The organism is Sinorhizobium alkalisoli, assembly GCF_008932245.1.
In the GTDB taxonomy this organism is placed as follows: domain Bacteria; phylum Pseudomonadota; class Alphaproteobacteria; order Rhizobiales; family Rhizobiaceae; genus Sinorhizobium; species Sinorhizobium alkalisoli.
The window spans coordinates 1,878,215-1,903,331 of the sequence record NZ_CP034910.1; the positions used below are offsets into that span (position 1 = coordinate 1,878,215).

Here is a 25,117-nt window from a genome sequence, read left to right on the forward strand (position 1 = left end):
CATGGCATCCGTCTCGATCGAACAGGTTCGCAAGCAATACGGCGCCGTGCCGGTTATCCACGGCGTCTCCATGGACATTGAGGATGGCGAATTCGTCACCCTCGTCGGCCCCTCGGGGTGCGGCAAGTCAACGCTTCTGCGCATGCTTGCCGGGCTTGAGGATATCAGCGGCGGCGACATCCGCATCGGCGGCCGCGTCGTTAACGATGTGGCGCCGAAGGAGCGCGACATCGCCATGGTCTTTCAGAGCTACGCGCTCTATCCCCATATGACGGTCGCACAGAATATGGGGTTCGCGCTCAGGCTCAAGGGCCAGGATAAGGCAACGATCGACGAGCGCGTGCGCGAGGCGGCCGACATCCTGGCGCTGGGCCCCCTGCTCGACCGGCTGCCGAAACAACTTTCCGGCGGGCAGCGCCAGCGTGTGGCAATGGGGCGTGCAATCGTCCGCCACCCGCAGGTCTTCCTGTTCGATGAACCGCTGTCGAACCTCGACGCCAAGCTGCGCGTCACCATGCGTGCAGAGATCAAGGAATTGCACCAGCGCCTGAAAACCACCACCGTCTACGTCACCCACGATCAGATCGAGGCGATGACCATGGCGGACCGGATCGTCGTGATGCGCGGCGGCAAGGTCGAGCAGATCGGCAGGCCGCTGGAGCTTTACGACCGGCCGGCCAACACATTCGTCGCGAGTTTCATCGGCTCACCAGCGATGAATCTCTTAGAGGGTAGGATCGTGGACGGATCATTCGTCACCAGCGGCGGCGTGGCCTTGCCGCTGCCGAGCGACGGCAAGGGCGATGCAGCCGGCATCTACGGCATTCGACCGGAACATTTGACGATTACCGAAAGCGGCGCCCCCGCCACCGTCGTGGTCGTGGAGCCGACGGGGTCCGAAACGCATGTGATCGTGAAACTCGGATCAGCGGAGATGACGCTGGTGCTGCGCGACCGGGTCGACCTGGACCCGGGCCAGCCGATCACGATCGCCCCGGATCCCTCGAAGATCCATCTATTCTCTTCAGAAGGAGTGCGCCTCAACTGACGCGCCGCCGGGCAACTGGCGTGACCTCAGAACGACGCTCGCTCGACAAAACGGCCGGACACCCGCACGATCCCTGGCGGGTGCGTGTCCGGTTCGATCGCGGCGAACATCGCCGCGGCACCCATCTCGTAGTATGGGAGCGCCATGGTCGACAAGCCAGGCTGCAGCATTTTCGCGATCGGGTGCAGATTGTCGAAACTTGCCACGCCAACGTCTTGGCCGACCTTCAACCCGAGATCCGCTAACGCGAAGTAGACGTTCATCGCGAGCATGTCCTGGCCACAGAGAATCAGGTCTGGGCGAGCGGCCGCGGCCATGAGTCCCGGAAGGATGTGATCAGCAATGAACACCGGGGCACCTGCGCTATCCCGAACGACGGCGGTGTGGACGGCACCCGAGAGATCGAGGCCGCGCGCCGCGCCCGCTTCGACAAAGCCGCGCGCTCGCAGCGGGGCCGCAACGATATCTTCGGGAAGGTTCAGGAATACTGGCCGCCGGTAGCTGCGATCAAGGATGATCGACGTCAACTCGTATGCGAGCCGATAGTCGTCCGGCACGATGGCGTGATACCCGCCAACGGCGTCGAAGCAATTCAGCAGCACGCAGGGAATGCGGGTTGCGGTGCGATCGACCGACTGGTGATAGGGGGTCGCATAGATCACCGCTTCGGCCCGAAAAGCGGCAAGCTGCTCTTCTGCGTGCCGTTCCGTCTCGCTGTTTCGTTCGACGTTGAACAGCATCATCTGCTTGCCGGCTTTCCAGGCGGCATCCTGGGCGCCGCGGATGAGTTCTATCGAGGAGGAGGTGGTGGCGACCCGGTCGGATATGAAGCCGATGACATTGCTCTTCTGCGATCGCATCATGCGCGCCGCCTGAGAAGGCGTGTAGCCGAGTTCGCCGATGATGGCTTCAATCCGCGCACGTGTCTCCGCGTTCACCAGCGGGTCACGATTGATGACCCGTGATACGGTTTTCAACGACGTCCGGGCACGCCTTGCAATCTCCCGCTGCGTAATCAACGACCCCTCCAAGTTTCTTCGGCCACTTATATCGGACGATCGGCCAGCGGGGCAATCTCATAGGACGGATATTGACAACGTGAGACAATGCATGGACAGTGCAAGAAGCGCATATGACATCGTGAGACATTTGCAACACCTGAAAAGACTTCCGGGAGGGGAGCCTGTGCGAACCGATGGGAATGCGGGCGTTGTCCGACGAGGTATGTGGATCTGGAGGCGACAGGAGCGAGCGATGACTGCTCTCTCCTGGCAATCGGGAGGGAAAGATGACTTCAAGCGCGGCGAAGCGGCCTACCTACAATTCTCCGTCACAAGCACACTGGGTCAGTGCCCCCCCGGGATCGTTCCAGCTCGAGACGCCCTTGGGAAAGGCTTCGAACGCCGACCTCGTACAGTGGATCACTGAGGATGTTGCGCTGCCTCACCGTGTCGTGGAGCAGACCGAAGACACGAACAACAGCGGCGTCGGCGACAAACCGGACGCCAAACCGGTCGATCAGGAGCAGTCGCTCGGGAGATCCGACGACGGCGATTCGATCCTCCAGGAACCCGAACTCCGCCACGACCGCAACGTATTCCGGCAGGACAATTCCGGTGACGACGACCATTGGGACGTGCGTGCCGCCGTTTCGCTAGTCGGCGAGGCAGAGGTCTATAAGTTCGCTCCCAAAGAGTGGAGCTTTCTCTCGCTCCGTGGGCCGGCCGACGCCTTCGATGATCTCCGAATTGGACCGAACTCTCCTGAGTTTGTCGGGCGAGACGACGCAGCTACCGAAGGGTTAGATGCCGGCCATAGCGGACCTGAACCCGCTTCTGTCGCCGTTGCCTTGTCGCCTACACCTGTCCAGGAGACAGGGTCCGCCGAGGAGCCCTACCGGCCGACTTACCACTTTGCCCCGGAAACGAACTGGATAAATGACCCGAACGGGTTGTTCTATCTCGACGGCGTTTACCACATGTTCTTCCAATATAATCCGGAGGGCAGCCAGTGGGGCAACATGTCCTGGGGACACGCCACCAGCACCGACCTTGTCAACTGGACCGAGCACGAGGTTGCCCTTCCCTACGGCGCCGAGCAGCAGATTTTTTCCGGAAGCATCGTGGTCGACTACAACAACACCAGCGGCTTCGGTTATGGCGCGAACGGCGAGCCGCCGGTGGTGGCGATCTACACCGCCAATATCCCGCCGCAGAACGGCGAACCCCAGGATCAGGAGCAGGCGCTTGCCTACAGCCATGACGGCGGCATGACCTGGACATTTTACGAGGGCAATCCGGTCCTTGACATTCCGGACCCGGAGTTCCGCGACCCCAAGGTTTTTTGGCAAGACAATCCCGGTGACGACGACTATTGGGTCATGGGCGTCGCCCGCCCGCTCAGCCGCGAGGCAGAGTTCTACAAATCCTACGACCTGAAGGACTGGAGCTATCTCTCTTCCTTCGGACCGGCCAACGCCGTCGGCGGCATTTGGGAGGTGCCCGACCTCATCAAGATGACGGTCGAGAATACCGGCGAGACCAAATATCTGCTGATCCAGAACCTCAATCCCGGCGGCATCGCGGGCGGATCGGCGGCGCAATACTTCATTGGCGATTGGGATGGAGTGACGTTCACTGCCGATAACATCAACACCGCCGGAAACGCTGACGACGTCGTTTTCGACGGGTTCGAGTCCGGCTATGATGGCTGGACGGTCGAGGGTTCCGCCTTTGGCTCCGGCCCCGCTTCGGGAGTCATCGGCTTTCAGTCCCCGGTTGTCGGCTTCGACGGCGCAGGGCTCGTCAACAGCTTCCGCGATCCGCAGGGCAATGCGGGCGATTCCGGTACCGGGCGGATGCTGAGCGATACGTTCACGATCGAGAAGAACTTCATCAACTTCAAGATCGGCGGCGGGGGCCATGCCATCAACCTCGACGTGATCCGCGATCCAGGCGCTCCTGGCGGCACGACCATCGCCGACTTCGAGTACGGACTGCCTCAGGGCTGGGTCGGCACGGGTCACTTTGTCACGACCAGCCCGGTCGTGGCGGGAAACTCCAACGGTCCCGGCCAGTTGGCGAACTGGGACGGCGTCGGGCTGCTGAGCACGTTCAACGTGCCTGACGGGACCTACGACAGCCCCACGGGGACGATCACCTCGCCCGAGTTCGTGATTGATGCGAAGTACATCAACTTCAAGATCGGCGGCGGAAACCACAACGGCGTCGATACGCCCGATCCGCTAACCCAGATGCAGCTCATCGTCGATGGCCAGGTCGTCCGCACGATGTCAGGCGGATGGAGCGAGGCGCTCGGCCAGCAGCACTGGGACGTCGAGGAATTCATCGGCAAGTCTGCCCAGATAAGGATCGTCGACGAGCATTCGGGCGGGTTCGGCTACATAATGGTCGATTCGATAGAGATGAACGACTCCCTGCCTGCAACCGGCGAGATATTCGAGGACTGGGAAGTCGACGGTCCGCCGCCGGGTTGGACGGCCTCTGGCGATTTCGCCGGCTCGGGCGGCCTCGGCCCGATCGGAACTTCCTCCGGCAGCGGTTTCGGCTCCGATGTCGGCCGGGTTCTCGATACCTTTTACAGTGGCGACCCGGCTACGGGCGAGCTCACCTCGGACGCCTTCACGGTCACCAAAGACTACATCAATGTCCGCATGGGTGGCGGCGGCCACACCGGCGAGTTCGGCACGACGGTCGATCTGATCATTGATGGCCAGGTCGTCGACTTCGCGACGGGCAAATTCAGCGGCATCCTAGACTGGACCTCGTGGGACGTGTCGGAATATGTCGGCCAGCAGGCGCAGATCCGGATCCGCGATGCGAGCAGCAGTAGTAGCTGGGGCCATATCTTCGTCGACCGCATCGAATTCGCCGACGAGGCCTTCACGCCGACCCAGCTCAGCCCGACCGCAATCAATCTGATAGTCGATGGGGAACGGGTCGCGACCGCAAGCGGCAACTTCGACGAGGTCCTCGACTGGAAGGGCTGGGACGTCTCACAATATGTCGGGAGAGAGGCGCAGATCGAGATCATCGACTACAACACTGGCGCCTGGGGCCACATCAACGTCGACGCAATCACCTTCGCCGACAGCGCCTATCCGACCTCGGAGTTCCTGGCCGATTGGATCGATTACGGCGCCGATCACTATGCCACGATTTCCTGGCACAACCTGCCCGATGGCGAGCGGCCGACCGCGATCAGCTGGATGAACAATTGGGCCTACGCGGCCTCGATCCCGACGGGCGACTTCCGCGGCTCGATGACGATCCCGCGCGAATATTCGCTGCGCGAGGTCGATGGCGAGATTCGGCTGATCCAGACGCCGGTCGAGCAACTCCAGGAACTGCGGCGCGAGCATATTTCGGTCGAGGACGTTATGGTTGGCGACGGCTTGCTAAAGGCACCGTTCGAGGGCAACGCCCTGGAGATCGTCGCCACGTTCAAAGCGGCGGACGCGGATGCGTCACGCTTCGGCGTCAAGGTGCGCGTGGGAGACGGCCAGGAGACGCTGGTGGGCTATGATGCCACGACCGGCGAGGTGTTTATCGACCGCACCCAGTCCGGCGTTATCCCCGCCGACAGCTTCGCAGCCGTCCATTCCGCACCGATCGAGATCACGCCGGAGGGCGATATCAAGCTCCACATCTTCGTGGATGCGGCTTCGGTCGAGCTCTTCGCCAATGACGGCCTGCGCACGATCACCGACCAGATCTTCCCCGATCCGGAGAGCCTCGGCGTCGAACTCTTTGCCGAGGGCGGCACTGCGACGGCAGATCTCGACATCTGGAAGCTCTCGACCGAGGACGGGAAGGAACAGGCGCCACGCAGTTATATCGGGACTGACGGCAACGATCTGCTGACCGCCTGGGAGGGGGCCGAAGGTGCGCTGCGCTTCGACGGTCGCGGTGGCAGTGACGTGATCGTGGGGAGCGACAAGATCGACAGGATTGAGGGCGGAGCCGGCAACGACATGCTGCGCGCCGGCGGCGGCAGCGACTGGGTCCACGGCGGAGCCGGCAACGACATCATTGCCGCCGGCGGGGGCGCACTCGACCGAGTCTGGGGCGGCACGGATGCCGATGTCTTCCTGTTCGCATCGGAAACGAATGACGGTCATCGCGATCGTACGGTAATCGGCGATTTCGAAGTCGGCATCGACGTGATCGATCTCGGCGGCGCCGACGTCGTCAACCACAAGAGCCTGTTCGGATCGTTGGTCCTCACCCTCGATGGCGACGCCGATCAGATCGTTCTAACCGGTGTTACGCGGTATGACGACTCACTGTTCCTTTGACTGCAGAAGCGCGGCCGGTTCCGCCCGGTCGCGCAATGCCTTCAGAGTGGACTCCATGCGGGCGATCACAAAAATTCCGAGATGGAATCGTCGACAATGATCACGGGTCGGCCGAGAGAGCAGGCCTCGACCCGTGCGTCGACGCGATAAACGGATTTCAGCATGTCCGCCGTGATAACCTCCCGTGTCGGGCCGCTCGCGGCCACCGAGCCGCCGCTGATGACGATCGTATCGTCGCAATAGCGCAGTGCATGGTTCAGGTCGTGCAGTGCGATCAGCACCGCCATGCCTGATTTCGCAGCCAGGCGCTTCATGAAGCCCAGCACCTCGATCTGACGAAAGAGGTCGAGCGCCGATGTCGGCTCGTCCATCAGGAGCACTTCGGGCTTCCGCACCAGCGCCTGCGCGATCGACACGAGTTGGCGTTGGCCGCCGGAAAGCTCCCCGAGGCCGCGAAAGGCCAGGTCGTCGATCTTCAGCGCCGCCAGGACACGGTCGATTTCCTTAAGCTCGCTATCCTTCACTTTCCAGCCGGAGCCTTGCTTGGCCGAGAGCAGCACGGACTCATAAACCGTCAGAACCGCATTGGCGCCGGTGTCCTGCGGCATGTAGCAGATCGCCCCCGGGCCATTGGCCGTGTCGGAGAGATGGACGAGGCCCGGTCCGGCGGTAAGGCCGGCGATACGCTTGAAGAGCGTCGATTTTCCCGCCGCGTTGGGACCGATGACAGCCGTCAGGCGGCCACCCCTCAACGTCCCGGTGCTGATGTCGGATAACACGATGCGCCGACCATAGGTCGCGCCGACCTCCGTGAGCGCCAAGGCTACCATGACCGTCTCCTGTTGGTGAAAATCAGCACGAAGAAGAAGGGGACGCCGACGAGCGCCGTGATGACGCCGATCGGCAGCACGGCGCCCGGAATCAACATCTTGCTGACGACGGATGTCGAAGACAGGAGCAGCGCCCCGCACAGAACCGACGCCGGCAGGAAGAAGCGCTGGTCCTCGCCGACGAGCATACGCGCAATGTGCGGGCCGACGAGACCGACGAAGCCGATCGTGCCGACGAAGGAAACCGGGATCGCTGCCAGCAAGCTGACGGTCATCATGGTTTCGAGCCGCAGGCGTCGAACATTGATGCCGAAGCTCGCCGCCTTGTCGTCGCCGAGCCTCAGCGCCGTCAGCGCCCAGGCGCGGCGCGCGAAGAGCGGCACGGCTATCAGGAGCACCGCGCCGGTAATCCAGACTTTCGGCCATGTCGCCTTGGTCAGGCTTCCCATCGTCCAGAAGACGACCGCGGCAAGCGCCTGCTCGGAAGCGAGATATTCGAGCAGCGAGAGCGCCGCATTGAAAGTGAACACAAGCGCAATGCCGAGAAGCACGATCGTCTCGACGGTGACGCCCCGCATGGTCGAGGCGAAATGGATAAAGAGGGCGGCGGCCATCGCCATCAGGAAGGCGTTGATCGGCACCATGTACTGAACCGCGACGGGGAAGACTGCAATGCCCGCCACGAGGCCGAGGGCTGCGCCGAAGCTTGCCGCTGCCGAGATGCCGAGCGTGAAGGGGCTCGCCAGAGGATTGGCGAGGATTGTCTGCATCTGCGCACCTGCCAGCGACAGCGAGGCGCCGACGGTGACGGCCATCAGCGCGATCGGCATGCGGATGTCCCAGATCACCACGCGCAGTTGGTCATTGACGCTGCCGGCGTCAAGGAGCGCCGTAAGGACATCGGACAGCGGATAATTGGCAGGGCCGAGCGCCATATCCACCGACACCGAGAAAAACAGCGCCGCGACCATAGCCGAGAGCATGAGCAGCCGGCGCGCCGCAAGAGCACGATAGCGCCCGTGCCCTTCCATGCCGGAAGCCTCACCCGCGAACGCGACCATCATTCACCTCCATTCGAAAGCGAAGCGAAATAACCGGACCGATAGGCGATCGGCAGGAACTTCTCGTGGAACTCGCGGAACGTCTTATCCGGATCGATATCGGCGAACAGCTCCGGATGGAACCACTTGGCGAATTGCTGGATCGGCACGAATTCATAAGGCGCGCCGTAAAACTGATGCCACACTGCATGGACCCTGCCCGCCTTCACCGCATCGAGGTTTAAAAAGGCGGGACGCTGCATCAGTCCCTTCAGCCGCTTGATTGCAAGCGTCGGACTGGCCCCGCGACCCACGGGAACGAACTGGCTGATGTCGGATTCGGCCGACCAGTTGCTGCCGGTGACGATCACATGATGCGGATTGGCGACGACGATCTGCTCGGGATTTAGGTCCCCGAAGGTCGATGAGATAACGTCCGAGCCGATATTGTGACCGCCGGCAAGTTCCACCATCTGCCCAAAGTTCGCCGGGCCGAAGGTGCGGCAGCAGGCGGCGTCGCCGGAAATCCCGGGCGCACGCTCGATGAAGACCTTCGGACGTGCGATAGTGCCGGCCTTGGCGAGGCGATCTGTAACGACGGCAATCTGCAAACGCCGCCAGCCGATGAATTCCTTCGCCTGTCCCTCCGCCCCGAAGAGCCGACCGAGGATTGCGGTGGACAATTCGCTGTTCTTTGCCGGATCGACGCGGAAATCGAGGAAAATGACGGCAATACCGGCTGCCGCAGCCTTTTCGATGAGTCCCGATTCCTCGGCCGCTTCCTGCGCCTCGAGGTTCAGCGTCAGCACGTCAGGCTTCAGCGCAATCGCCGCTTCGAGGCTGAAGTCCCCGCTCGGGACATAGCCGAAGCGCGGCAGCTTCTCGATCTCCGGAAAGCGCTCGAGATAGCCGGCATAGGAATCCGGGTCCTTTTTGATCAGATCGTCGCGCCAGCCGACGATCTGATCAAAGACATGTTCACCTTTAAGCGCCGCGGCGATGTGAATCTGTCGCGCCTCGCCGAGCAATATCCGCTTTGCCGGAATGTCGATCTCGACCTTGCGGCCGGCGACATCGGTTATTTCTGCAGCACCAACTGGCGCCGCGATGATGAGCGCAGCAAAGATCGCCAGGAGAACTTTCTTTAATGCCGGCATCTGCAAACCTCGACGGAAGAACGACCGGAGAGCCCTGCCCTCCGGTTCCATTGCTTACTGGCTGACGTTCAGCGAGACGAAGTAGCCGCTCTCGTAAGGCAGCGGCAGGAAACGCTCGTGCAGTTCCTTGAACGTCACCTCCGGATCGAGATCCTTGAACAGGTCGGGATGCAGCCATTTTGCGATCTGCTGGATGGCCACGAACTGATAAGGATTGTTGTAGAACTGGTGCCAGATGGCGTGGACATTACCCTCCTTGACCGCTTTGACACCGGTGAACGCCGGACGCTTTGTCAGGTTTTCGAGCTTGCGCAGGGCTTCCTTCTCATCCGCGCCATAGCCGACGCCAACCCAGTTGCCACCCGGCACATAGCCTTCCCAGTTGCCGCCGGTGATGATCACCTGGTCCGGGTTCGCGGCAATGATCTGTTCTGGATTGACCGTGCCGAAGGTGCCCGGGATGATATCCTTCGCCATGTTTCTGCCGCCGGCAAACTCGACCATCTTGCCGAAGTTCTCGTCACCGAAAGACATGCAGCAATCGTCGGAATAGCCGCCGGCGCGCTCCATGAAGACGAGCGGCCTCTCCGGATTGGCCTTCGACAGGACATCCGTCACCTTGGCGATCTGCTCGGCGCGGAACCTGATGAATTCCTCGGCCTTTTCCTCCTTGCCGAACAGCTTGCCGATCAGGCGCATGCTGGGCTCGGTGTTTTCCATCGGCTTTTCGCGGAAATCCACATAGACGAGCGGGATGCCGACCTTTTCGAGTTTCTCAATGTGGCCCGCCTCTTCCGTCGCCGTCTTGGCGTCGATATTCATCAGCATCACGTCGGGCTTCAGGGCGACCGCCTGCTCGATGTCGAAGGTCCCATCCTTCATGCCGCCGAAGGTGGGCAGTTTGGCGATCTGCGGATACTTGGCGAGAAAGGCGGCGTAGCTCTCGGGATCGGCCTTCGTGAAATCGTCACGCCAGCCGACGACGCGTTTGAAAGGCTCCTCCTTGTCGAGGGCGCCAACAAAGTAGATCTGGCGTCCCTCTCCGAGAATCACGTGCTCAATCGGCACATTGACTTCGACCTCACGACCGGTGACGTCGGTCACCTTGACCGTTTCAGCGAGTGCCGGGCTCGAAAAAAGCACGCAAAGACCCGCGGCAGCCGCAGCCGCCCTGTTGAAAACTTTCATTGTTTGTCGCTCCGCTGAAATTTTGACGCGATCTAATATTTCATGACTTTATCAGTCAACAATTATCTTTTAGAACGCTTCCAAACGTGAAGGAGCAGTGACAGACATGAGCGACGTGGCAGAGCGGCGAAATTACGATCTTCGCGACGAGATCAAGGCCTATTGGTCGGAGCGCGCCGCCACATTCGATCTTTCTCCGGGGCATGAAATCTTCTCCGAGGAGGAGCGCGCCGCCTGGCACCGTCTTTTCCTGCGGCACCTCGGGCACGGCGGCGGACGCCCGGCACTGGACCTGGCGAGCGGAACCGGGGTGATCTCTCATCTGCTGGACGACCTCGGGTTCAAGGTGACAGGCCTCGACTGGGCCGAGCCTATGCTCGAGCGCGCCCGCCGCAAGGCGAAGGACCGAAAACGTTCGATTTCCTTCCGCATCGGCGACGCGGAGAACACGATGGAGCCGGATGACCGGTATGACGTCATCGTCAACCGGCATCTCGTCTGGACGCTGGTCGATCCGGCCTCGGCCTTCGCGGAATGGCTGCGCGTATTGAAACCCGGCGGCCGGGTGCTGATCGTCGACGGCGATTTCGTCAACACGAATGCGCTCGAGCGATTCTTCGGAAAGCTGAGCGCCTGGGGCCAGCGCGCGAGGATATTCGGGCCAGACACGCCGATGCACTCGCGGGAGATGATGGAAGCGCACCGCAGCATTCTTTCGCGCGTCCATTTTGCCAATGGCGCACGCGCCGAGGCAGTCGTCGATCTCCTGCGCAGGGCCGGCTTCACGGATATCGAGGTCGACACCGATCTCGGCGAGATACACCGTATGCAGGCGAAGAACTGGAACTTTTTCAAAGGGCTCGCGCGCAAGAGCCAGCACCGCTATGCGATCCGTGCGAGCAAGCCTTTGCCCGCAGTGTAAGACAGGAGCCGTAAAGGCTGCCTCGCGTGCAGCATTGCGCAGTATGACACGCGCAATGCACGATGCCGCCCATATCATTTGCGATGTGGGCCACAAAGCTGCCGCTCAATGGTCAGCAAATTGCCCCGCCACCGCCCAATCGAGCCCTCTTGCGCCCTGCATGGTCCCGCTCGCTTCCCGTTCGAATTCGATTCGGGAGCGATAAGCAGGCGGTTTTGCTGCCGATCACGTCATGCAGGTTAGAGAGGAATGAACATGCTCACTCGTCGCACATCCGTTGCATCGTTGACCGCTGCAGCCTTCAGTTTGATGGTCTTCAGTCCCGCAGTTGCACTGGAACTCGCCCAAGCGCAGCAGGCCGAGCCCGTGCAAGGCCAGACCGGCGCCACAAGCGCGCCTATCAGCGACCAGAAGCTCGAGGCCTTCGCCGTCGCCTATCTCCAGGTCGACAAAGTCAGGCAGGCATATTCGACAAAGATTGGTTCTGAGACGGACGCGTCGACAAAGGAGAAGCTGCAGACCGAGGCCAATCAGGAGATGGTCAAGGCAGTCGAAGCCTCGCCGATTTCCGTCGAGGAATATACGAGCATCCTGACCGCCGCGCAGAACGATCCGGCACTCGCCAAAAAGGTGCAGGAGAAACTTCAAAGTTCCCAGCCGGCGCAGCAATAAGCCGTTTCGGCCCTTACGGGCGGTGTTCGCGCCGGCGGACCTGCCCGCTTGGCTTATCCGGCGAAAAGCCAGAACAATGACGCACCAACCACAATAAAGAGCGCAATAATCGCAAGCAGCCGGGCCATTCCGGAATTGGTATTGCCGCCCAGGGTCCTGTTCCAGGCCTCGCCACCAGCGCCGTCGTCGTAGCGGACGGCGTGATCGCCCACCGCCTCCCAATCTTCACTCCGTGCATCGATCGGATGGTGGTGCCCGATCCTTTCGTCACTGCCATGGTCCTGCGCGGAGGGCGGCATCTCCGGTGCCCTCGCGCGGTCTCCGCCATTTGACTGTGTTTGTTGCATCTCGCTCTCCGGAAACACTTCGTGGAACTCGCTGCCCCGAATGAGCAGCAAAGCCGGGAACGGAAGATCAGTCGTCCGCACGATCGGCACGTTCAGGATGCCGGCGCGGGCACCGGCATCCTGCAATGACCTCTACTGACTTCCGGCGCCGCTTTTAGGGGCTTTGCGCCGGGGCGACGGCGACCGTTTAGACGGCCTAGCGCCGCCATTCCCGAGATTCGGCGCCGAACCGCTTTGCCCCAGCATTTCGCGGAAGGCCTGCTCCCAATGCCGCATATGCTGGCCCTCGGGGCAGCCTTCCTGCTCCCAAATGGCGTAGGCTCGGCGCCTGATCAGCTCTTCCTCGTGATTTTCCATATGGTCACCTCTCCGTTGGACTGCACTACTGGTTTAACTGTAACGACAGGCGCCGCTTGTTTGTTCCGTCGGCTCAACTGGCTTCCGGCTCAGACCTGCTGGTCGAGCTCCGGGTAGCGACGAAAGATGCAGGATTCGTTGAACGCAAGACGGCGATCCGACGCCAGATAGCGGTGGATTCGCGGTCGGGCCGCAACGGAGTCATGCAGGGCGACCAAGGCTGGTACGCGCGGCTCATGCACCCGCATGGCGTTCGGGAATGCATAGCGAAGTCCCTCGACGAGGTGAAACAACGAGAGATCGACATAGCTCAGCTCCTTCCCGACAGCATGCTCCCGCCCCGCGGGGTTCCGGTTGAGAATGCGTTCGAAATAGCCGAGGAACTTCGGCAGCCGATTGTTGAGAAACTCCGCCGACCGCCGCAGCGATTCCGGCTTCTGCTGCTCATAATAGAGTGACACGCTGATCGGGTGACGCGTATCGTGAATTTCGGCAAGCAGGTCGGTGATCGTCAACTGCAGACCATTGGCGACGTGACGCAGCCCTTCGTCCTGCGGTGCGAGACCGAGCCGCGGTCCGAGATAAAACAGGATATTGGCAACCTGCGAGATCAAGAGATCGCGATCCACCAGAAAGGGCGGCGCGAAAGGGATGGAAGCGGCACCCGGATCCTTCATCAGTGCCAGCATCTCCTGTAAGCCGCCCGGCAGGCGGGCAACATCGACATAGTCGGTGCCCGCCGCCTCGAATGCGAGGCGCACGAATTCGCCTCTCCCGGGTATCCCGCCCCAATAGTAAAGCTTGTAGGGCATGAAAGGCTTCCCCCTTCGCCAATATTCGGCAAGCTCCGCCTCACCTGGGCGCCCGACCGAAATCTCTTCGCAGTTCGTTCTTCGCCCTTTCGAGAATATGACGCCGGTCGCCGTTCAGCCCCGCACCCGCCCTGTTGATGTAGAACGTCAACATGGAGATGGCCGAGCGGAAGGGGCTTGCTTTGCGGCGATCGCTCGCCTCCGCCGACCGCTTCAAAGAATGCGCGATTTCTTTGGGATCGTCGAGTGTGAAGACCCCCGGCTCGAGGTCCATCGCGTCGCTCTGAACTTCTTGGACCAATGGGCTTTGGTCTCTGGCTTCTTACCCATGGCCGTTCACCCGCGTCGGCTGTCGTCAGCGCAACCACACCGGTACCTCGGAAGCGCCCCGAATGTCTGATGCCCGATGCTTCCAACCAAGCTCTTCCCAAGCGAAATGCTGTGCGGCAGTCTGCGCCTTCTCCTTGGTCGAATAGACTTCCGGCAAGAGATATTCCCTGTCACCATAGGTCAGTAGCGCCCGGCCGCTTCGAACATCGAAATGAAGCTGCAGGCACTCTTGCGTTTGCATGGAAGCCTCCCTGATCGATCTTGGAACTGGCGGGAATTATGCGCGGTTTTCTCACTCTTTAGAACGGTCCACATACCTATTTTTGAGTAGAAACATTTACCCTCGTGGAAACGGCGACCGGGCAAGGAAGTTCCGGAAGGCAGGATGTTCTTCGGGCTGTCGCCAAGCGAGGGGTGGCGCTGTCAGCCCGGATATTTGCACCGGTCAGTACCAGTCCCGGGCGCGACCTCGGACCCGTCACATTCGGCCGGCCGGCCCTCGCGGCTTTGCTCCCAGCCGAAGACGCTTCGCCCGCCGAAACGTGGCGAGTCCCTGAACTCTCCGGCGACGATTTCCTTGAGGTCCGGCCCGGTGGCGTAGCGCTCCAGCCGGCGCGACTGGTCGTCGAGCCGCTTCAGAGCCGCAAGCTCCTCATCCCGCCCGAGCCGGCCCTTCCTTACCGCCGACTTCATGACATTGATGGTTTCGTCATAGACCTTGAGCGGCACCGGAAAGGGGTGGCGGTCCTTGCCCCCATGGGCAAGCGAAAATCGGGCGGGATCGGAAAACCGGAAGGGGGCGCCATGGACCACCTCGGCGACCAAGGCGAGCGCCTTGACGGTGCGCGCCCCGACGCCCGGCACCATCAGCAGTTCCTCGAAGTCCTTTGGCCCTCGATCGGCGGCAGCCGCAAGATTGCCGTGCAGGCGCCGGAGATTGACGTCGCTCTCGCGCACATCGTGATGGGCCGGCATGATCAGATGCGGCAAGGTCGGCTGGCTCTGCGCGATCGGCACAGCCCCGCGCGTCTCGATTCTCGCAACTTCGCGGATCAGCCCGTCGGGGCCGAGCGAACTGAGGAGCGCGAGTTGGCCCTGGCGCGAAGCGGCGGCGCGCCGGTCCGCAAGATTGACGATCTCGCCCTGCCCCCTCCCTTCGATTGCTGCATGGGGAGAATCCACGAAGCTCTCCAGTCCTTCCGAGAGCCAGTGATAACGGCGTGCCTGCCGCCGGTCCCCATTCATGCCTTGCTGGACGACGACCCACTTGGCGTCGTCGGTAACGATGAAACCGTGCAGGTAAAGATCGAACCCATCCTGCACGGCGGCACTGTCGACTTTGGCGACAAGCCGGCTTGCATCGGCAAGCAGGAGGCCATCGAAGCCGACACGATCTCCGATTGCCGAGAGTTCGGCCGGCGTCTTGCGGGAATGCTGACCACGGCCGCCGCAAACATGGATGCCGAGTTCGCCGGCACGCGGCGTCAATCCACGTTTCATCGCGCCGATCACGCTGGTGGTAATGCCGGACGAGTGCCAATCCATGCCCATGACGGCGCCGAAAGACTGAAACCAGAAGGGCTGGGCAAGCCGCCTCAGAAACTCGTCGCGGCCATAGTGGTGTACGATCGCCTCGGCAATAAGCACGCCAAGACGTGTCATGCGGTCGCCGAGCCATTTCGGCACGCGCCCACCATGCAGCGGCAGATCCGCATTGCCTGATCTTTGCGCCATCGCACCACGATCCTTTCTACCTTGCCATCCCTGCCCGTCAGGCAAGCATCGCCACCGACGCACACATTACTTGCTTCGGATGTTCTCGGAAAGTTCTCAAGGACCGCGCAGCGCTACAAGATTGGCGAGAAGCGCCGATGCGCCTACATAAGGGCGGCACAGTTGGAAGGAACATTCATTGGTATGGGACGACACATTCTTTTCGCGGAACGCCGTCGAAGTCGCGTCTGATCTGATCGGCGCGGAACTTACAGTGTCTGGCGCCGGCGGCATTATCGTCGAAACCGAGGCCTACCTGCGGGACGACGCGGCGTCGCACAGCTTCGGCGGCACGACCGAGCGTAATCGCGCCATGTTCGGTCCCTCCGCGCACGCCTATGTTTATCTGTCCTACGGCCTTCACTGGTGCTTGAACTTCGTTTGCCTGCCCGGCAGCGCGGTGCTGATCCGGGCGATCGAACCGAAATGGGGGCTGGAGGCGATGCGTGAGAGACGCGGTGTTTCCCGGGACCGGCTTCTGTGCTCGGGACCGGGCCGTGTCGGCCAAGCCCTGGCGATCACCCGGGAACAGAACGGCCTGCCGCTCCGGCAGGAGCCTTTTCGCCTGCGTGTTCCCGAATCAAGGCCGGAAATCTCCGCCGGCCTTCGCATTGGCATTTCGAAAGCCGTCGAGCAGCCCTGGCGTTTCGGCCTGGCGAACTCCACGTTCCTCAGCCGGAAGTTCTAACCAACTGAAGCGCCGAACCGGGCCTCTGAACGCCGCGTCCATCAACGCTCGCAGGTACCGACGAGCGTGGCCTCGGCGATCCTATGCTTGCTAGCCCGTTTCCAGGCCTCGGCGGCGCCGACTTCCTCTGGTATCGAGAGGTTGCCGACGTCGAGAGCCGCCAGCCTGAACTTATAATGGTGAGTGCCGGTTCCGGGCGGTGGCTGTGGCCCGTCGTAGCGCGCATTGCCGAAATCGTTCTTGATGAACTTGATACCGTGTTCAGGGCCGGTATCGACAGACTGCTGAAGTTCGGTCCAATTGCCCGGGATGTTGATGATCGCGCAATGGCGGAAAAGGCCGCTCACGGCGTCCGGGTCCTCAATGACGAGGGCGAAGCTCTGCGTGCCCGCCGGCGTGCCCGTCCACTTCAGAGGCGGGAACAGGTTCTCTCCGAAACGGGTATGCTTGCTGGGAATTGGCTGGCCGTCAGCGAATGCGGGGCTGATCAAACTGAAGGTCATCGCCTGCCTCCTTTCATATGTCCGCATCGAGATGGGCGAACGGTCGTGGCGATCCCCCAAGCCGTTTGGTGCGGGAGCGTTGATCTCGCTCAAGGATCGCCTACAGCGCATCAGATAGGCTTGACTGGCCGATGCTCAAGAGCGCCGGCACTAAACGTGGTCAGGCTCGCTCGAACACACGATATTCCGCGAAAGGCGATCATCGACCGGTAAGCACCAACGACTGCATTCCGAGGAGTCCAGCAGCTATGCATGATGCGGCGTCGACGACAGCGTCCCAGCCATCGGACTCGACCGAAACTGAGAATACATCCGCCACAACCAATAGGACGGTCGCGCCCGAGCTCGCCTGGCACGCCGTCGCGCCGGAAGCCGTCCTCGACGTGCTTCGCACGGATGCGAGCGGTCTCTCCGCGGAGGAAGCAGGCCACCGGTTGGAAACCTGCGGCCCCAATCGCCTGCCGGCTGGCCCGCCCCGGGGCGTCCTGAGGCGCTTCCTGCTGCAATTCCACGACCTGCTCATCTACGTTCTGCTGACCGCCGGCCTGATTGCTGCCGCCATCGGCCACGGGCCGGACTCCCTGGTCATCTTCGCCGTTGTACTTATCAACGCCGTCATAGGCTTCGTTCAGGAAGGTCGCGCGGAGAGGGCGCTGGATGCGATCCGGGCCATGATCGATCCACAGTCTTCCGTCGTCCGCGACGGCCATCGCGCCACCATCAGGGCAGACGAAGTGGTGCCGGGCGATATCGTTCTGCTCGAAGCCGGCGACCGTGTGCCCGCCGACCTCAGGCTCATAAAGGCGCGCAATCTGCGCATCGATGAGGCCGTTCTCACCGGCGAGTCCGTGCCCGTCGACAAGTCGATCAGGCCTGTCGCCGGCGACGTGACGCTCGGCGACCGGTTTTCCATGGCCTTCTCGGGCACCTTTGTTGCCGCCGGACAGGGGGCGGGTGTTGCCGTCGCGACGGGTGCGCAGACCGAACTCGGGCGGATCAGTTCCTTGATTGGCGCGGTGGAACGTATCGCCACCCCGCTTGTCCGACAGATGGGCCAATTCGCCAGGCAGATCACGATCACCGTCCTCGGCCTTTCCACCCTCGTCTTCGCCTATGCCGTACTCATCCGCTCCTACCGGCTGGAAGACGCCTTCATGACGGTGGTCGGCCTGGCCGTCGCAGCAATTCCCGAAGGTCTCCCCGCGGTCATGACCATCACCCTGGCCGTCGGGGTCCAGCGCATGGCGCGCCGAAACGCCATCATTCGCCGCCTGCCCGCCGTCGAAACGCTGGGTTCCGTCTCCGTGATATGCTCCGACAAGACCGGCACGCTCACACGCAACGAAATGACTGTGAGCGCCATTCGCACGGCCGACCGCGAGATCGAGGTGGACGGAGCCGGTTACCGGCCGGAAGGCAGCTTCCGGATCGGCGGGCGCAGGGCGCTGGACCCGGCCGCCGATCCGGTTCTTGAAGAACTGTCGCTCGCCGCACTTCTCTGCAACGACGCGCATCTCGAGGAACGCGGCGAGGAGTGGACGGTCAACGGCGACCCGATGGAAGGGGCGCTCGTCACATTGGCGATAAAGGCCGGGCACGACGCCGCGGCGGCGCGGACCGGCTTTGTCCGCCTCGACGAGATCCCCTTCGATTCCCGCCATCGGTACATGGCAACGCTCAATGCCCGCAATGGTCGCCCGCCCGTGGTCTACGCGAAGGGCGCGCCTGAGCGCATCCTCGCCATGTGCAGCCGCGTCGCAAGCTTCGACGGCGAGCAATCGCTGGATACCGCCGACTGGCACGACAGGATACAGGCGATGGGCGACGCCGGTCAGCGGGTGATCGCATTGGCGCACCGTCCGATGCGGCATGGCACCCGCGAAATCGCGCCAGCGGATGTGGAGCACGATCTCATTTTGCTCGGTCTCGTCGGGCTCATCGACCCGCCGCGTCCCGAGGCCATCGCTGCTGTCGCCGAATGCCGGGCCGCGGGCATCCGGGTGAAGATGATTACCGGAGATCATGCCGCAACGGCACGCGCGGTCGCCCTGCAACTCGGGCTCGCGGACGCACCAAAGTGCGTCACCGGGCAGGATCTGGACAATGCGGGAGAGGCCGGAATCCGCAGACACGCCAGGGAGGCGACGGTCTTCGCCCGCACCAGTCCGGAGCAGAAGCTGCGCCTGGTGGAGGCGCTGCAGGCGGATGGGTCGACCGTCGCCATGACCGGCGATGGGGTGAACGACGCCCCAGCCTTGAAGCGCGCGGATGTCGGGGTCGCCATGGGCTGCAAGGGGACGGAAGCCGCCAAGGAGGCGAGCGACATGGTGCTCGCCGACGACAATTTCGCCTCGATCGTCTCGGCCGTGCGCGAGGGGCGCACGGTCTACGACAATCTCACCAAGGTGATCGCCTGGACCTTGCCGACAAATGGCGGCGAGGCCTTCACCATTGTGCTGGCGATCCTGTTCGGGCTGGCCCTGCCCGTCACCCCCGTGCAAATCCTCTGGATCAATATGGTAACGGCCGTCGCCCTCGGCCTGACCCTGGCCTTCGAACCGACGGAACCCGGCGCCATGCAACGGCCGGCCCGCCCCCCAGGAGAGAGAATCCTCTCCAGGCGACTACTATGGCGAATCCTGTTCGTCTCGGTGCTGATGGTCGCCGGCACCTTCGGCATTTACGCCTGGGCCGTCTCGCGCGGGCTATCGGTCGAAACCGCGCGCACCATGGCCGTGAACACGCTGGTCGTCATGGAAATCTTCTACCTGTTCAGTGTCCGCTATGTGCACGGTACGTCCCTGACATGGCAGGGCGTCCTCGGCACCCGTGCGGTCCTGATCGGCGTCGCGACTGTCGTTGCAGCACAATTCGCCTTCACCTACCTGCCACCGATGCACTTGATCTTCGGCAGCCGGGCCGTCTCATTCACCGATGGAATGATGATCGTAGCCATCGGCGTCGCCCTGCTCTTTGTTGTGGAGGCCGAGAAGCGGATCGTCGCATCGTTCAACCGCGTTACCGGCGGCAGGCGATCGGAGGAGAGGCCTTGAATGCAAAGCGAAGGAATTCACGCCGATGCATTCATTCGCGAAGCTGATGAATTGATCAAAAACCGTGCATGGATCGCAGCGCCCGAATGTGCCAATGGCTGGGTTTCACGAGGATCTCGTTATGGCCGTCGATACCGCTTCCGTTTCCGCCGCGCCCGGCACCGCTCGCGCCGGCGTGCTGATCATGTTTCTCGGCATGCTGATGTTTTCGCTGAACGACGTCATGGGCAAATGGCTGGTGGCAACCTATTCGGTCGGACAGGTGGTGCTGATCCGCAGCATCGCCGCGGGTCTCGTGCTCTTTCCGTTCCTCTGGACCCGCGGACCGAAAAGGCTTGTCGCGGTTGAAAGGCCGGGCCTCCAGCTTGCCCGCGTGTTCGCCTCGACAGCGGAGGTCTTCGCCTTTTATTTCGCCGTCATCTCCCTGCCGCTCGCCGATGTCATGACCTATTGGCTGGCCGCGCCGATTTACGTGGCAGCCGTTTCGCCGCTGGTGCTGAAGGAGCCCGTCGGCTGGCGGCGGTGGACAGCAATCGCCATCGGCTTCGTCGGCGTCATCATTGCGCTCGAGCCCTCCTCGCAAGCCCTGACGTTGCCGGCGCTGGTCTCCATCTTCGGCAGCATGTGCTTCGCCTTCATGATGGTTTCCGGACGCTCGCTACGCGGAACGCCGGACACGACCCTCGCGTTCTGGCAGGTCGTTGGCGCGGCGATTGCCGGCCTCCTCTGGGCGCCCTTCGATTGGACGCCGCTGAACCCACTCGACACCGCTTTGCTCGGCCTCCTCGGCGTCGTCGCCATGCTCGCCCATGTTCTCGTCAACCGGGCCTTGAAGCTCGCCGATGCAGCGACCGTCGCGCCGCTGCAATATACACTGCTCTTCTGGGCGATCGTCTTCGGCTGGCTGGTCTTCGGCGACAGCCCACGCCTGTCGATGGTGCTGGGCGCCGGCCTTATCGTCGCCTCCGGCCTGTTCATCTTCTTCCGGGAGCAGCAACTGAAGCGGCAGGGAAAATTGAAGGATTAGGTAGAGGGCGACGCGCCTTTCCGCCCACTGTATTGCCTTCCACACTTCTTCTCGCCGCGACCTTTGCACGCCTGAACCGCGGCGCTATCGGCTCGATCAGTCCGCGACCACCATCTGCTTCTGTGTGCCGAGCCCCTCGATGCCAAGCTCGATGACGTCGCCGGGCTTGAGATATTGCGGCGGCTTGAACCCCAGGCCCACGCCGGGCGGCGTGCCGGTAGAGATGATGTCGCCCGGATGCAGGGTCATGAACTGCGACAGATAGCTGACGAGGTACGAGACGCCATAGACCATGGTCTCGGTCGTGCCGTTCTGCTTCGTCACACCATTGACGGTGAGCCACATCTTCAGGTTCTGCGGATTGGCAATTTCGTCACGGGTGACGAGCCACGGACCGATGGGGCCGAAGGAGTCGCAGGATTTGCCCTTCGTCCACTGGCCCGATCGCCTCGCCTGGAAATCGCGCTCCGAGACATCGTTTACGACACAGTAGCCGGCGACGTGATCGAGCGCTTCGGCCTGGTCAACATATTTTGCCTTCTTGCCGATGACGACGCCGAGTTCGACTTCCCAATCGGTGGCGACCGAGCCGCGCGGAATGATGACATTGTCGTTCGGCCCCGTGATCGCCGAGGTCGCCTTCATGAAGATGACGGGCTCGGGCGGAACCTCCAGGCCGGACTCGGCAGCATGGTCGGCATAGTTGAGTCCGATGCAGATGAACTTGCCGGTGCCGGCGACGCAGGCGCCGAGGCGCTGCGCACTATCGACCGCCGGCAGGCTCTCGATCTCGAGTCCGTCCGCCCATGCGAGATCGGCGATGGCCGGACCTGAAATATCGGCGATTACGCCGGAGAGATCGCGGATTCGGCCGGCGCCATCCAATACGCCCGGCTTCTCCGCCCCTTCAGGTCCATAGCGCAAAAACCTCATCCAGCTTCTCCCCGGCAATCGTGACGAATGACTGTGTCTGACAAATCAAACAGTGCCGTGGATGTAAAGCGGTTTTGCACAGTCGCAGTACGCTTTCGGGATCTCGGCCGCGCCGAAATCGACGTCGATCGAAGCGTACGGCAGCACGCGACAACCCGCCGATTTCGCGATCGAAGGCCCCGCGCTTTGCAGAACGGAGCCTTGCGCTATCTTCTGCCGGAAAAGGCAAAGATGTCGACCGGGTGGTCGAGTCCGCGCAACGCATGGGAGCCGAGACTTTCCAACTGTGCGGCGCATCCCGCCCTTTCGACGAAGGCGCGTGAAAGAAGAACCGGACGCTTGAGTTCCTTGGTCAGGCTCTCGAGGCGCGAGGCGACGTTGACTGCGGGTCCTATGACGGTGAAGTCGAGGCGCTTGCGCGAGCCGATATTGCCATACATCACGTCCCCCACATGGACGCCGATGCCGTAACCGAGCGGCTCACGACCTTTGCGCAGGTTCTCCTCGTTGAGCTCGGCAAGAGCTGCCTGCGCCTCCGCGATGGCGCCGAGCAGGTTGCTGCAGGCGCACGGGTCACTGAGCGGGAAGATTGCCAGGAGCCCGTCGCCCATGAATTTCAGAATCTCGCCGCCATGGCGCTCGATCGGCTCCGACATGGCGTCGAAATAACCGTTCAACAGGTCGATCACGTCGTCGCGCGGCCAGAGATCCGACAACCTGGTGAAATCGCGCAGGTCGCAGATCAGAATGGCGGCGCCAACCGTCACGCCAGTGCCGCGCGTCGTCGCTCCCGCCAGGATCTGTTCGCTCGCATGCGGGCCGACATAGGTTTCGAGAAGTGTACGTGCGAGACGGTTCTTCAGCCTGATCTCGCTGACGAGCGACAAGGCCGGCAACACGTCCTTGAAGAGTTCTATGTCGCCCGGGCGAAAGCCGCCTTGCCGGTCGCTGGCGAAGGTGATGACGTGCTGTTTGCCGAGCGTGTGCTCCAGCGGCCAGGCGATGTACTCGGTGATGCCCTCAGCCCGCAGATCGTCGTAAAGCGCGTATTCCGCTCCATCGCGGGAGGAACCTTCGAGAGAGTGCCGCACCTCGGACGCTCCGTTGTTGATCTCGTAAAGTGGGCTGTTCAGGTATTGCGAACTGTCCTCGGTCCCGTAATTGTAGAGGTCGATTTCGGCTTCGGACAATCCCTTCCGCCACAGGATCCGCGCGCCTATCCATTGCGGATGATGAATCCGGAAATGCAGCGTCGCGCGCGCGACCGGCACACCGGCCTCCGCCAGTTTCATGCACATCTCGACAAAGATATTGTCGATGTAGCGCTCGCCGCGCGTCTCGTTCACCAGCCAATCCAGGACGTGCCGCCGCTGGACGGGCCACCTTCCTTCGCTGCCATCGGTTGAATTCAGAAGTGCATCCGATAAAGATTGCATAGCAACCTCCGCTTGCGGCATCCTTGAATCGGAGCCGATATATACAAGCATGCACGACGCCACTGCCGGGCACAATCTGCCATCGTTCAAAATGCCAGGGATCGCTGAGCGGGTTCCGGCGCGTGCAGATGAACGCCTTCCAGTTGGAGCATACGCAGCTTGGCGGACACACCGCCGGGCGCCGAGAAGCCGCCGATCTTGCCGCCGGCGGCCAGCACGCGATGGCAGGGGATGATCAGGGCTACCGGATTTCCGGCCATCGCCAGGCCGACATCGCGCGCAGTCTCGGGGCCGCCTCCGAGGGCCTTCGCCAACGCGCCATAGGTGGTGGTATGCCCCCATGGGATCTGTCGCGCCGCTGCATAGACTTTCACGAAGAATGCGTCCTGCCCTTCGAGGTCGAGATCAACTGCGGAAAAATCCGTCTCGCTCCCGTCGAAATATCGTCGGACGGCAGTGATCGTTTCCTGCACTCTGGGCGGCGACGCGTGCGGTTCGCCCTTGAAAAGGCGGCGCAACAGCAGCCGTTCGGTCATGGCCGCGGTTTTCGTCGGCAGCTGAAAGCGGGTGATGCCGCGCCCGCTCCAGGCGATGCCGCAGAATCCGCCGGCGGTTTCGAAGACGCAATAGTGGTGCGCTTCCTCATTCATCGAAAGCCTCCGCATTCATGTCACATGAAGATCGTGTCATCCGAGGCCCGAATCAACCGGCTTTGCAAAGCGGTCACACGCGAAGTGCTCGCTTCCCGATCAAAAGAGGCGACGAAACACCTGAACTGGAGCATTCATGATGTATGAAGGCAGGCGCCACTGCCGCGGCCGACTTGCCGCGAGCCTCAAGCGCTATACGATACGTGGCGCAGCACTACACTTCGCCGCTACCGCAGACCACATGCCTCTGAAGACACCGGCGCTGTAGCGACGAAGTGCCTCCCCCGCTATGACGCTGTCCGGGCAGAGGTCATCCTCGGTCGATGGCTCGCAAAGAGCTTCCTCGCGGCCGACTTGATCGCCGCCTTGACCACCTGCCTGTAGACGCCGCCAGCTTAGCCGAGGAATATCTGGCGCAGGCGAGCGAACAGGCCCGGCTGTTTCTCGACCAGCATCGTGCGGATGTGACGCGCTGCGGTCGATGCACTAACCGTCGCACCGAAATGGCAATAGCAAATAACCTTGTGCAATTGCTCGTCGCTCAATTCGAAGAACCGCTTCGCCTCGCCGTAGCTATCATTATCCAGCCCAGCCGCCCGCAGAACGGGATCTTCGAACGCTACGGAGATCGGCGTACCGTCGCCGCGCATGGTCGCGCGAACGCGTGCCGGCTGATACTCGGTCTCGTGCAGCGTCGAAAGCCGTCTCTGAGGGTTCTGCTCCAGAAGCTCTGCCCAGCGCTCCAGACGCTCGCTGCGCGACAAAGCCCGACGGGGAAAGTCCTGATTGACCTCGGCGACGATTTGCAGTTCGTCGATTGCATGGTGCTTCATTGTGACCTCCTACTCAGACGATAGTTGGTCCCCCTTTTCAGCCTCATAGGCCTACTCAGCGTGACTCCAACCGGCCGCGAAGTCCAATCACGAAAGTGCCTTTCGGCATTAAACGATCAGAAACTCGCGAGGCGGCACCAACAAAGCTGCGCGCCGGCGGGGTCGCCTCGCCGTGAGGCAATTGCAATTGAGATAACCGTC

The 25,117-nt window shown here is 62.1% G+C and carries 23 protein-coding genes; 7 read left to right on the forward strand and 16 right to left on the reverse strand.

The genetic code is table 11. The annotated features are described in order from the left end of the window. Position 1 precedes the first annotated feature (1 nt). Positions 2–1,048, forward strand: a complete 1,047-nt coding sequence (locus tag EKH55_RS26525; protein WP_151613793.1) for an ABC transporter ATP-binding protein — start codon at positions 2–4, stop codon at positions 1,046–1,048. Between the two features lie 26 nt (positions 1,049–1,074). Here the strand turns inward: EKH55_RS26525 and EKH55_RS26530 are convergent, their stop codons facing one another. Next, a complete protein-coding gene (locus EKH55_RS26530; RefSeq protein WP_151613794.1) occupies positions 1,075–2,067 on the reverse strand; it encodes a LacI family DNA-binding transcriptional regulator in 993 nt (330 codons plus the stop codon). 365 nt (positions 2,068–2,432) lie between these two features. Between EKH55_RS26530 and EKH55_RS26535 the strand changes: the two genes are divergently transcribed. After that, a complete protein-coding gene (locus EKH55_RS26535) occupies positions 2,433–6,365 on the forward strand; it encodes a GH32 C-terminal domain-containing protein (protein ID WP_192803831.1) in 3,933 nt (1,310 codons plus the stop codon). A gap of 65 nt (positions 6,366–6,430) precedes the next feature. On the opposite strand, the gene EKH55_RS26540 is transcribed toward EKH55_RS26535, so the two are convergent. From EKH55_RS26540 to EKH55_RS26555, 4 genes are read right to left on the reverse strand one after another with little or no spacing between them, the layout of a single operon-like run. Next, positions 6,431–7,195, reverse strand: coding sequence for an ABC transporter ATP-binding protein (locus tag EKH55_RS26540; RefSeq protein WP_069457140.1), 765 nt, complete (start codon positions 7,193–7,195; stop codon positions 6,431–6,433). Next, positions 7,189–8,259, reverse strand: coding sequence for a FecCD family ABC transporter permease (locus tag EKH55_RS26545; protein WP_069457139.1), 1,071 nt, complete (start codon positions 8,257–8,259; stop codon positions 7,189–7,191). The genes EKH55_RS26540 and EKH55_RS26545 overlap by 7 nt, the downstream gene beginning before the upstream one ends. Then, positions 8,256–9,392, reverse strand: coding sequence for an ABC transporter substrate-binding protein (locus EKH55_RS26550; RefSeq protein ID WP_151613796.1), 1,137 nt, complete (start codon positions 9,390–9,392; stop codon positions 8,256–8,258). The genes EKH55_RS26545 and EKH55_RS26550 overlap by 4 nt, the downstream gene beginning before the upstream one ends. Positions 9,393–9,446: 54 nt before the next feature. Next, a complete protein-coding gene (locus EKH55_RS26555; protein ID WP_151613797.1) occupies positions 9,447–10,580 on the reverse strand; it encodes an ABC transporter substrate-binding protein in 1,134 nt (377 codons plus the stop codon). A gap of 106 nt (positions 10,581–10,686) precedes the next feature. On the opposite strand from EKH55_RS26555, the gene EKH55_RS26560 reads away from it, so the two are divergent. Further along, positions 10,687–11,502: a class I SAM-dependent methyltransferase gene (locus EKH55_RS26560; RefSeq protein ID WP_069457136.1), complete on the forward strand. Its 816-nt coding sequence runs from the start codon at positions 10,687–10,689 to the stop codon at positions 11,500–11,502. Between the two features lie 255 nt (positions 11,503–11,757). After that, complete coding sequence (locus EKH55_RS26565; RefSeq protein ID WP_069457135.1) at positions 11,758–12,174, forward strand: DUF4168 domain-containing protein; 417 nt, start codon at positions 11,758–11,760, stop codon at positions 12,172–12,174. Positions 12,175–12,227: 53 nt separating this feature from the next. Here the strand turns inward: EKH55_RS26565 and EKH55_RS26570 are convergent, their stop codons facing one another. From EKH55_RS26570 to EKH55_RS26595, 6 genes are all read right to left on the reverse strand, one after another. Next, positions 12,228–12,647, reverse strand: coding sequence for a hypothetical protein (locus tag EKH55_RS26570; RefSeq protein ID WP_151613798.1), 420 nt, complete (start codon positions 12,645–12,647; stop codon positions 12,228–12,230). 6 nt (positions 12,648–12,653) lie between these two features. Further along, positions 12,654–12,878, reverse strand: coding sequence for a DUF2934 domain-containing protein (locus tag EKH55_RS26575; protein WP_069457133.1), 225 nt, complete (start codon positions 12,876–12,878; stop codon positions 12,654–12,656). A gap of 89 nt (positions 12,879–12,967) precedes the next feature. Beyond that, a complete protein-coding gene (locus EKH55_RS26580) occupies positions 12,968–13,690 on the reverse strand; it encodes a glutathione S-transferase (RefSeq protein WP_151613799.1) in 723 nt (240 codons plus the stop codon). A 40-nt stretch (positions 13,691–13,730) separates the two neighbouring features. Beyond that, a complete protein-coding gene (locus tag EKH55_RS26585) occupies positions 13,731–13,964 on the reverse strand; it encodes a DUF3175 domain-containing protein (RefSeq protein ID WP_151613800.1) in 234 nt (77 codons plus the stop codon). Positions 13,965–14,045: 81 nt separating this feature from the next. Beyond that, positions 14,046–14,261 (reverse strand): hypothetical protein, encoded by a 216-nt coding sequence (locus EKH55_RS26590; protein WP_069457130.1) that lies wholly within the window; start codon positions 14,259–14,261, stop codon positions 14,046–14,048. Positions 14,262–14,443: 182 nt separating this feature from the next. Further along, on the reverse strand, positions 14,444–15,754 hold the full coding sequence (locus EKH55_RS26595) for a DUF763 domain-containing protein (RefSeq protein ID WP_151613801.1): 1,311 nt from the start codon (positions 15,752–15,754) through the stop codon (positions 14,444–14,446). A gap of 178 nt (positions 15,755–15,932) precedes the next feature. Here EKH55_RS26595 and EKH55_RS26600 point away from each other — a divergent pair, with 178 nt between their 5' ends. Beyond that, positions 15,933–16,481 carry a DNA-3-methyladenine glycosylase gene (locus EKH55_RS26600; protein WP_069457129.1) on the forward strand — a complete coding sequence of 183 codons (549 nt, stop codon included), beginning with the start codon at positions 15,933–15,935 and terminating at the stop codon, positions 16,479–16,481. Between the two features lie 41 nt (positions 16,482–16,522). Here EKH55_RS26600 and EKH55_RS26605 read toward each other — a convergent pair whose 3' ends face one another. Further along, positions 16,523–16,984: a YbhB/YbcL family Raf kinase inhibitor-like protein gene (locus tag EKH55_RS26605; protein WP_069457128.1), complete on the reverse strand. Its 462-nt coding sequence runs from the start codon at positions 16,982–16,984 to the stop codon at positions 16,523–16,525. A 248-nt stretch (positions 16,985–17,232) separates the two neighbouring features. Between EKH55_RS26605 and EKH55_RS26610 the strand changes: the two genes are divergently transcribed. Next, positions 17,233–20,037 (forward strand): cation-transporting P-type ATPase, encoded by a 2,805-nt coding sequence (locus EKH55_RS26610; protein ID WP_151613802.1) that lies wholly within the window; start codon positions 17,233–17,235, stop codon positions 20,035–20,037. Between the two features lie 121 nt (positions 20,038–20,158). Then, positions 20,159–21,064, forward strand: coding sequence for a DMT family transporter (locus EKH55_RS26615; RefSeq protein WP_151613974.1), 906 nt, complete (start codon positions 20,159–20,161; stop codon positions 21,062–21,064). A gap of 96 nt (positions 21,065–21,160) precedes the next feature. Here the strand turns inward: EKH55_RS26615 and EKH55_RS26620 are convergent, their stop codons facing one another. From EKH55_RS26620 to EKH55_RS26635, 4 genes are all read right to left on the reverse strand, one after another. Next, positions 21,161–21,997 carry a fumarylacetoacetate hydrolase family protein gene (locus tag EKH55_RS26620; protein WP_151613803.1) on the reverse strand — a complete coding sequence of 279 codons (837 nt, stop codon included), beginning with the start codon at positions 21,995–21,997 and terminating at the stop codon, positions 21,161–21,163. Positions 21,998–22,203: 206 nt separating this feature from the next. After that, complete coding sequence (locus tag EKH55_RS26625) at positions 22,204–23,433, reverse strand: adenylate/guanylate cyclase domain-containing protein (RefSeq protein WP_083265216.1); 1,230 nt, start codon at positions 23,431–23,433, stop codon at positions 22,204–22,206. Between the two features lie 86 nt (positions 23,434–23,519). Then, positions 23,520–24,083 (reverse strand): methylated-DNA--[protein]-cysteine S-methyltransferase, encoded by a 564-nt coding sequence (locus EKH55_RS26630; RefSeq protein WP_069456870.1) that lies wholly within the window; start codon positions 24,081–24,083, stop codon positions 23,520–23,522. 395 nt (positions 24,084–24,478) lie between these two features. After that, positions 24,479–24,916 (reverse strand): hypothetical protein, encoded by a 438-nt coding sequence (locus EKH55_RS26635; protein WP_069456871.1) that lies wholly within the window; start codon positions 24,914–24,916, stop codon positions 24,479–24,481. Positions 24,917–25,117 lie beyond the last annotated feature (201 nt).

Bases quoted from the DNA above. Each gene is read 5' to 3' on its own strand.
- EKH55_RS26540 (WP_069457140.1), bottom strand. From the start codon at position 7,195: ATGGTAGCCTTGGCGCTCACGGAGGTCGGCGCGACCTATGGTCGGCGC.
- EKH55_RS26550 (WP_151613796.1), bottom strand. From the start codon at position 9,392: ATGCCGGCATTAAAGAAAGTTCTCCTGGCGATCTTTGCTGCGCTCATC.
- EKH55_RS26585 (WP_151613800.1), bottom strand. From the start codon at position 13,964: ATGGACCTCGAGCCGGGGGTCTTCACACTCGACGATCCCAAAGAAATC.
- EKH55_RS26620 (WP_151613803.1), bottom strand. From the start codon at position 21,997: ATGAGGTTTTTGCGCTATGGACCTGAAGGGGCGGAGAAGCCGGGCGTA.
- EKH55_RS26555 (WP_151613797.1), bottom strand. From the start codon at position 10,580: ATGAAAGTTTTCAACAGGGCGGCTGCGGCTGCCGCGGGTCTTTGCGTG.
- EKH55_RS26545 (WP_069457139.1), bottom strand. From the start codon at position 8,259: ATGATGGTCGCGTTCGCGGGTGAGGCTTCCGGCATGGAAGGGCACGGG.
- EKH55_RS26595 (WP_151613801.1), bottom strand. From the start codon at position 15,754: ATGGCGCAAAGATCAGGCAATGCGGATCTGCCGCTGCATGGTGGGCGC.
- EKH55_RS26565 (WP_069457135.1), top strand. From the start codon at position 11,758: ATGCTCACTCGTCGCACATCCGTTGCATCGTTGACCGCTGCAGCCTTC.
- EKH55_RS26630 (WP_069456870.1), bottom strand. From the start codon at position 24,083: ATGAATGAGGAAGCGCACCACTATTGCGTCTTCGAAACCGCCGGCGGA.
- EKH55_RS26615 (WP_151613974.1), top strand. From the start codon at position 20,159: ATGGCCGTCGATACCGCTTCCGTTTCCGCCGCGCCCGGCACCGCTCGC.
- EKH55_RS26590 (WP_069457130.1), bottom strand. From the start codon at position 14,261: ATGCAAACGCAAGAGTGCCTGCAGCTTCATTTCGATGTTCGAAGCGGC.
- EKH55_RS26560 (WP_069457136.1), top strand. From the start codon at position 10,687: ATGAGCGACGTGGCAGAGCGGCGAAATTACGATCTTCGCGACGAGATC.
- EKH55_RS26525 (WP_151613793.1), top strand. From the start codon at position 2: ATGGCATCCGTCTCGATCGAACAGGTTCGCAAGCAATACGGCGCCGTG.
- EKH55_RS26575 (WP_069457133.1), bottom strand. From the start codon at position 12,878: ATGGAAAATCACGAGGAAGAGCTGATCAGGCGCCGAGCCTACGCCATT.
- EKH55_RS26580 (WP_151613799.1), bottom strand. From the start codon at position 13,690: ATGCCCTACAAGCTTTACTATTGGGGCGGGATACCCGGGAGAGGCGAA.
- EKH55_RS26605 (WP_069457128.1), bottom strand. From the start codon at position 16,984: ATGACCTTCAGTTTGATCAGCCCCGCATTCGCTGACGGCCAGCCAATT.
- EKH55_RS26610 (WP_151613802.1), top strand. From the start codon at position 17,233: ATGCATGATGCGGCGTCGACGACAGCGTCCCAGCCATCGGACTCGACC.
- EKH55_RS26625 (WP_083265216.1), bottom strand. From the start codon at position 23,433: ATGCAATCTTTATCGGATGCACTTCTGAATTCAACCGATGGCAGCGAA.
- EKH55_RS26635 (WP_069456871.1), bottom strand. From the start codon at position 24,916: ATGAAGCACCATGCAATCGACGAACTGCAAATCGTCGCCGAGGTCAAT.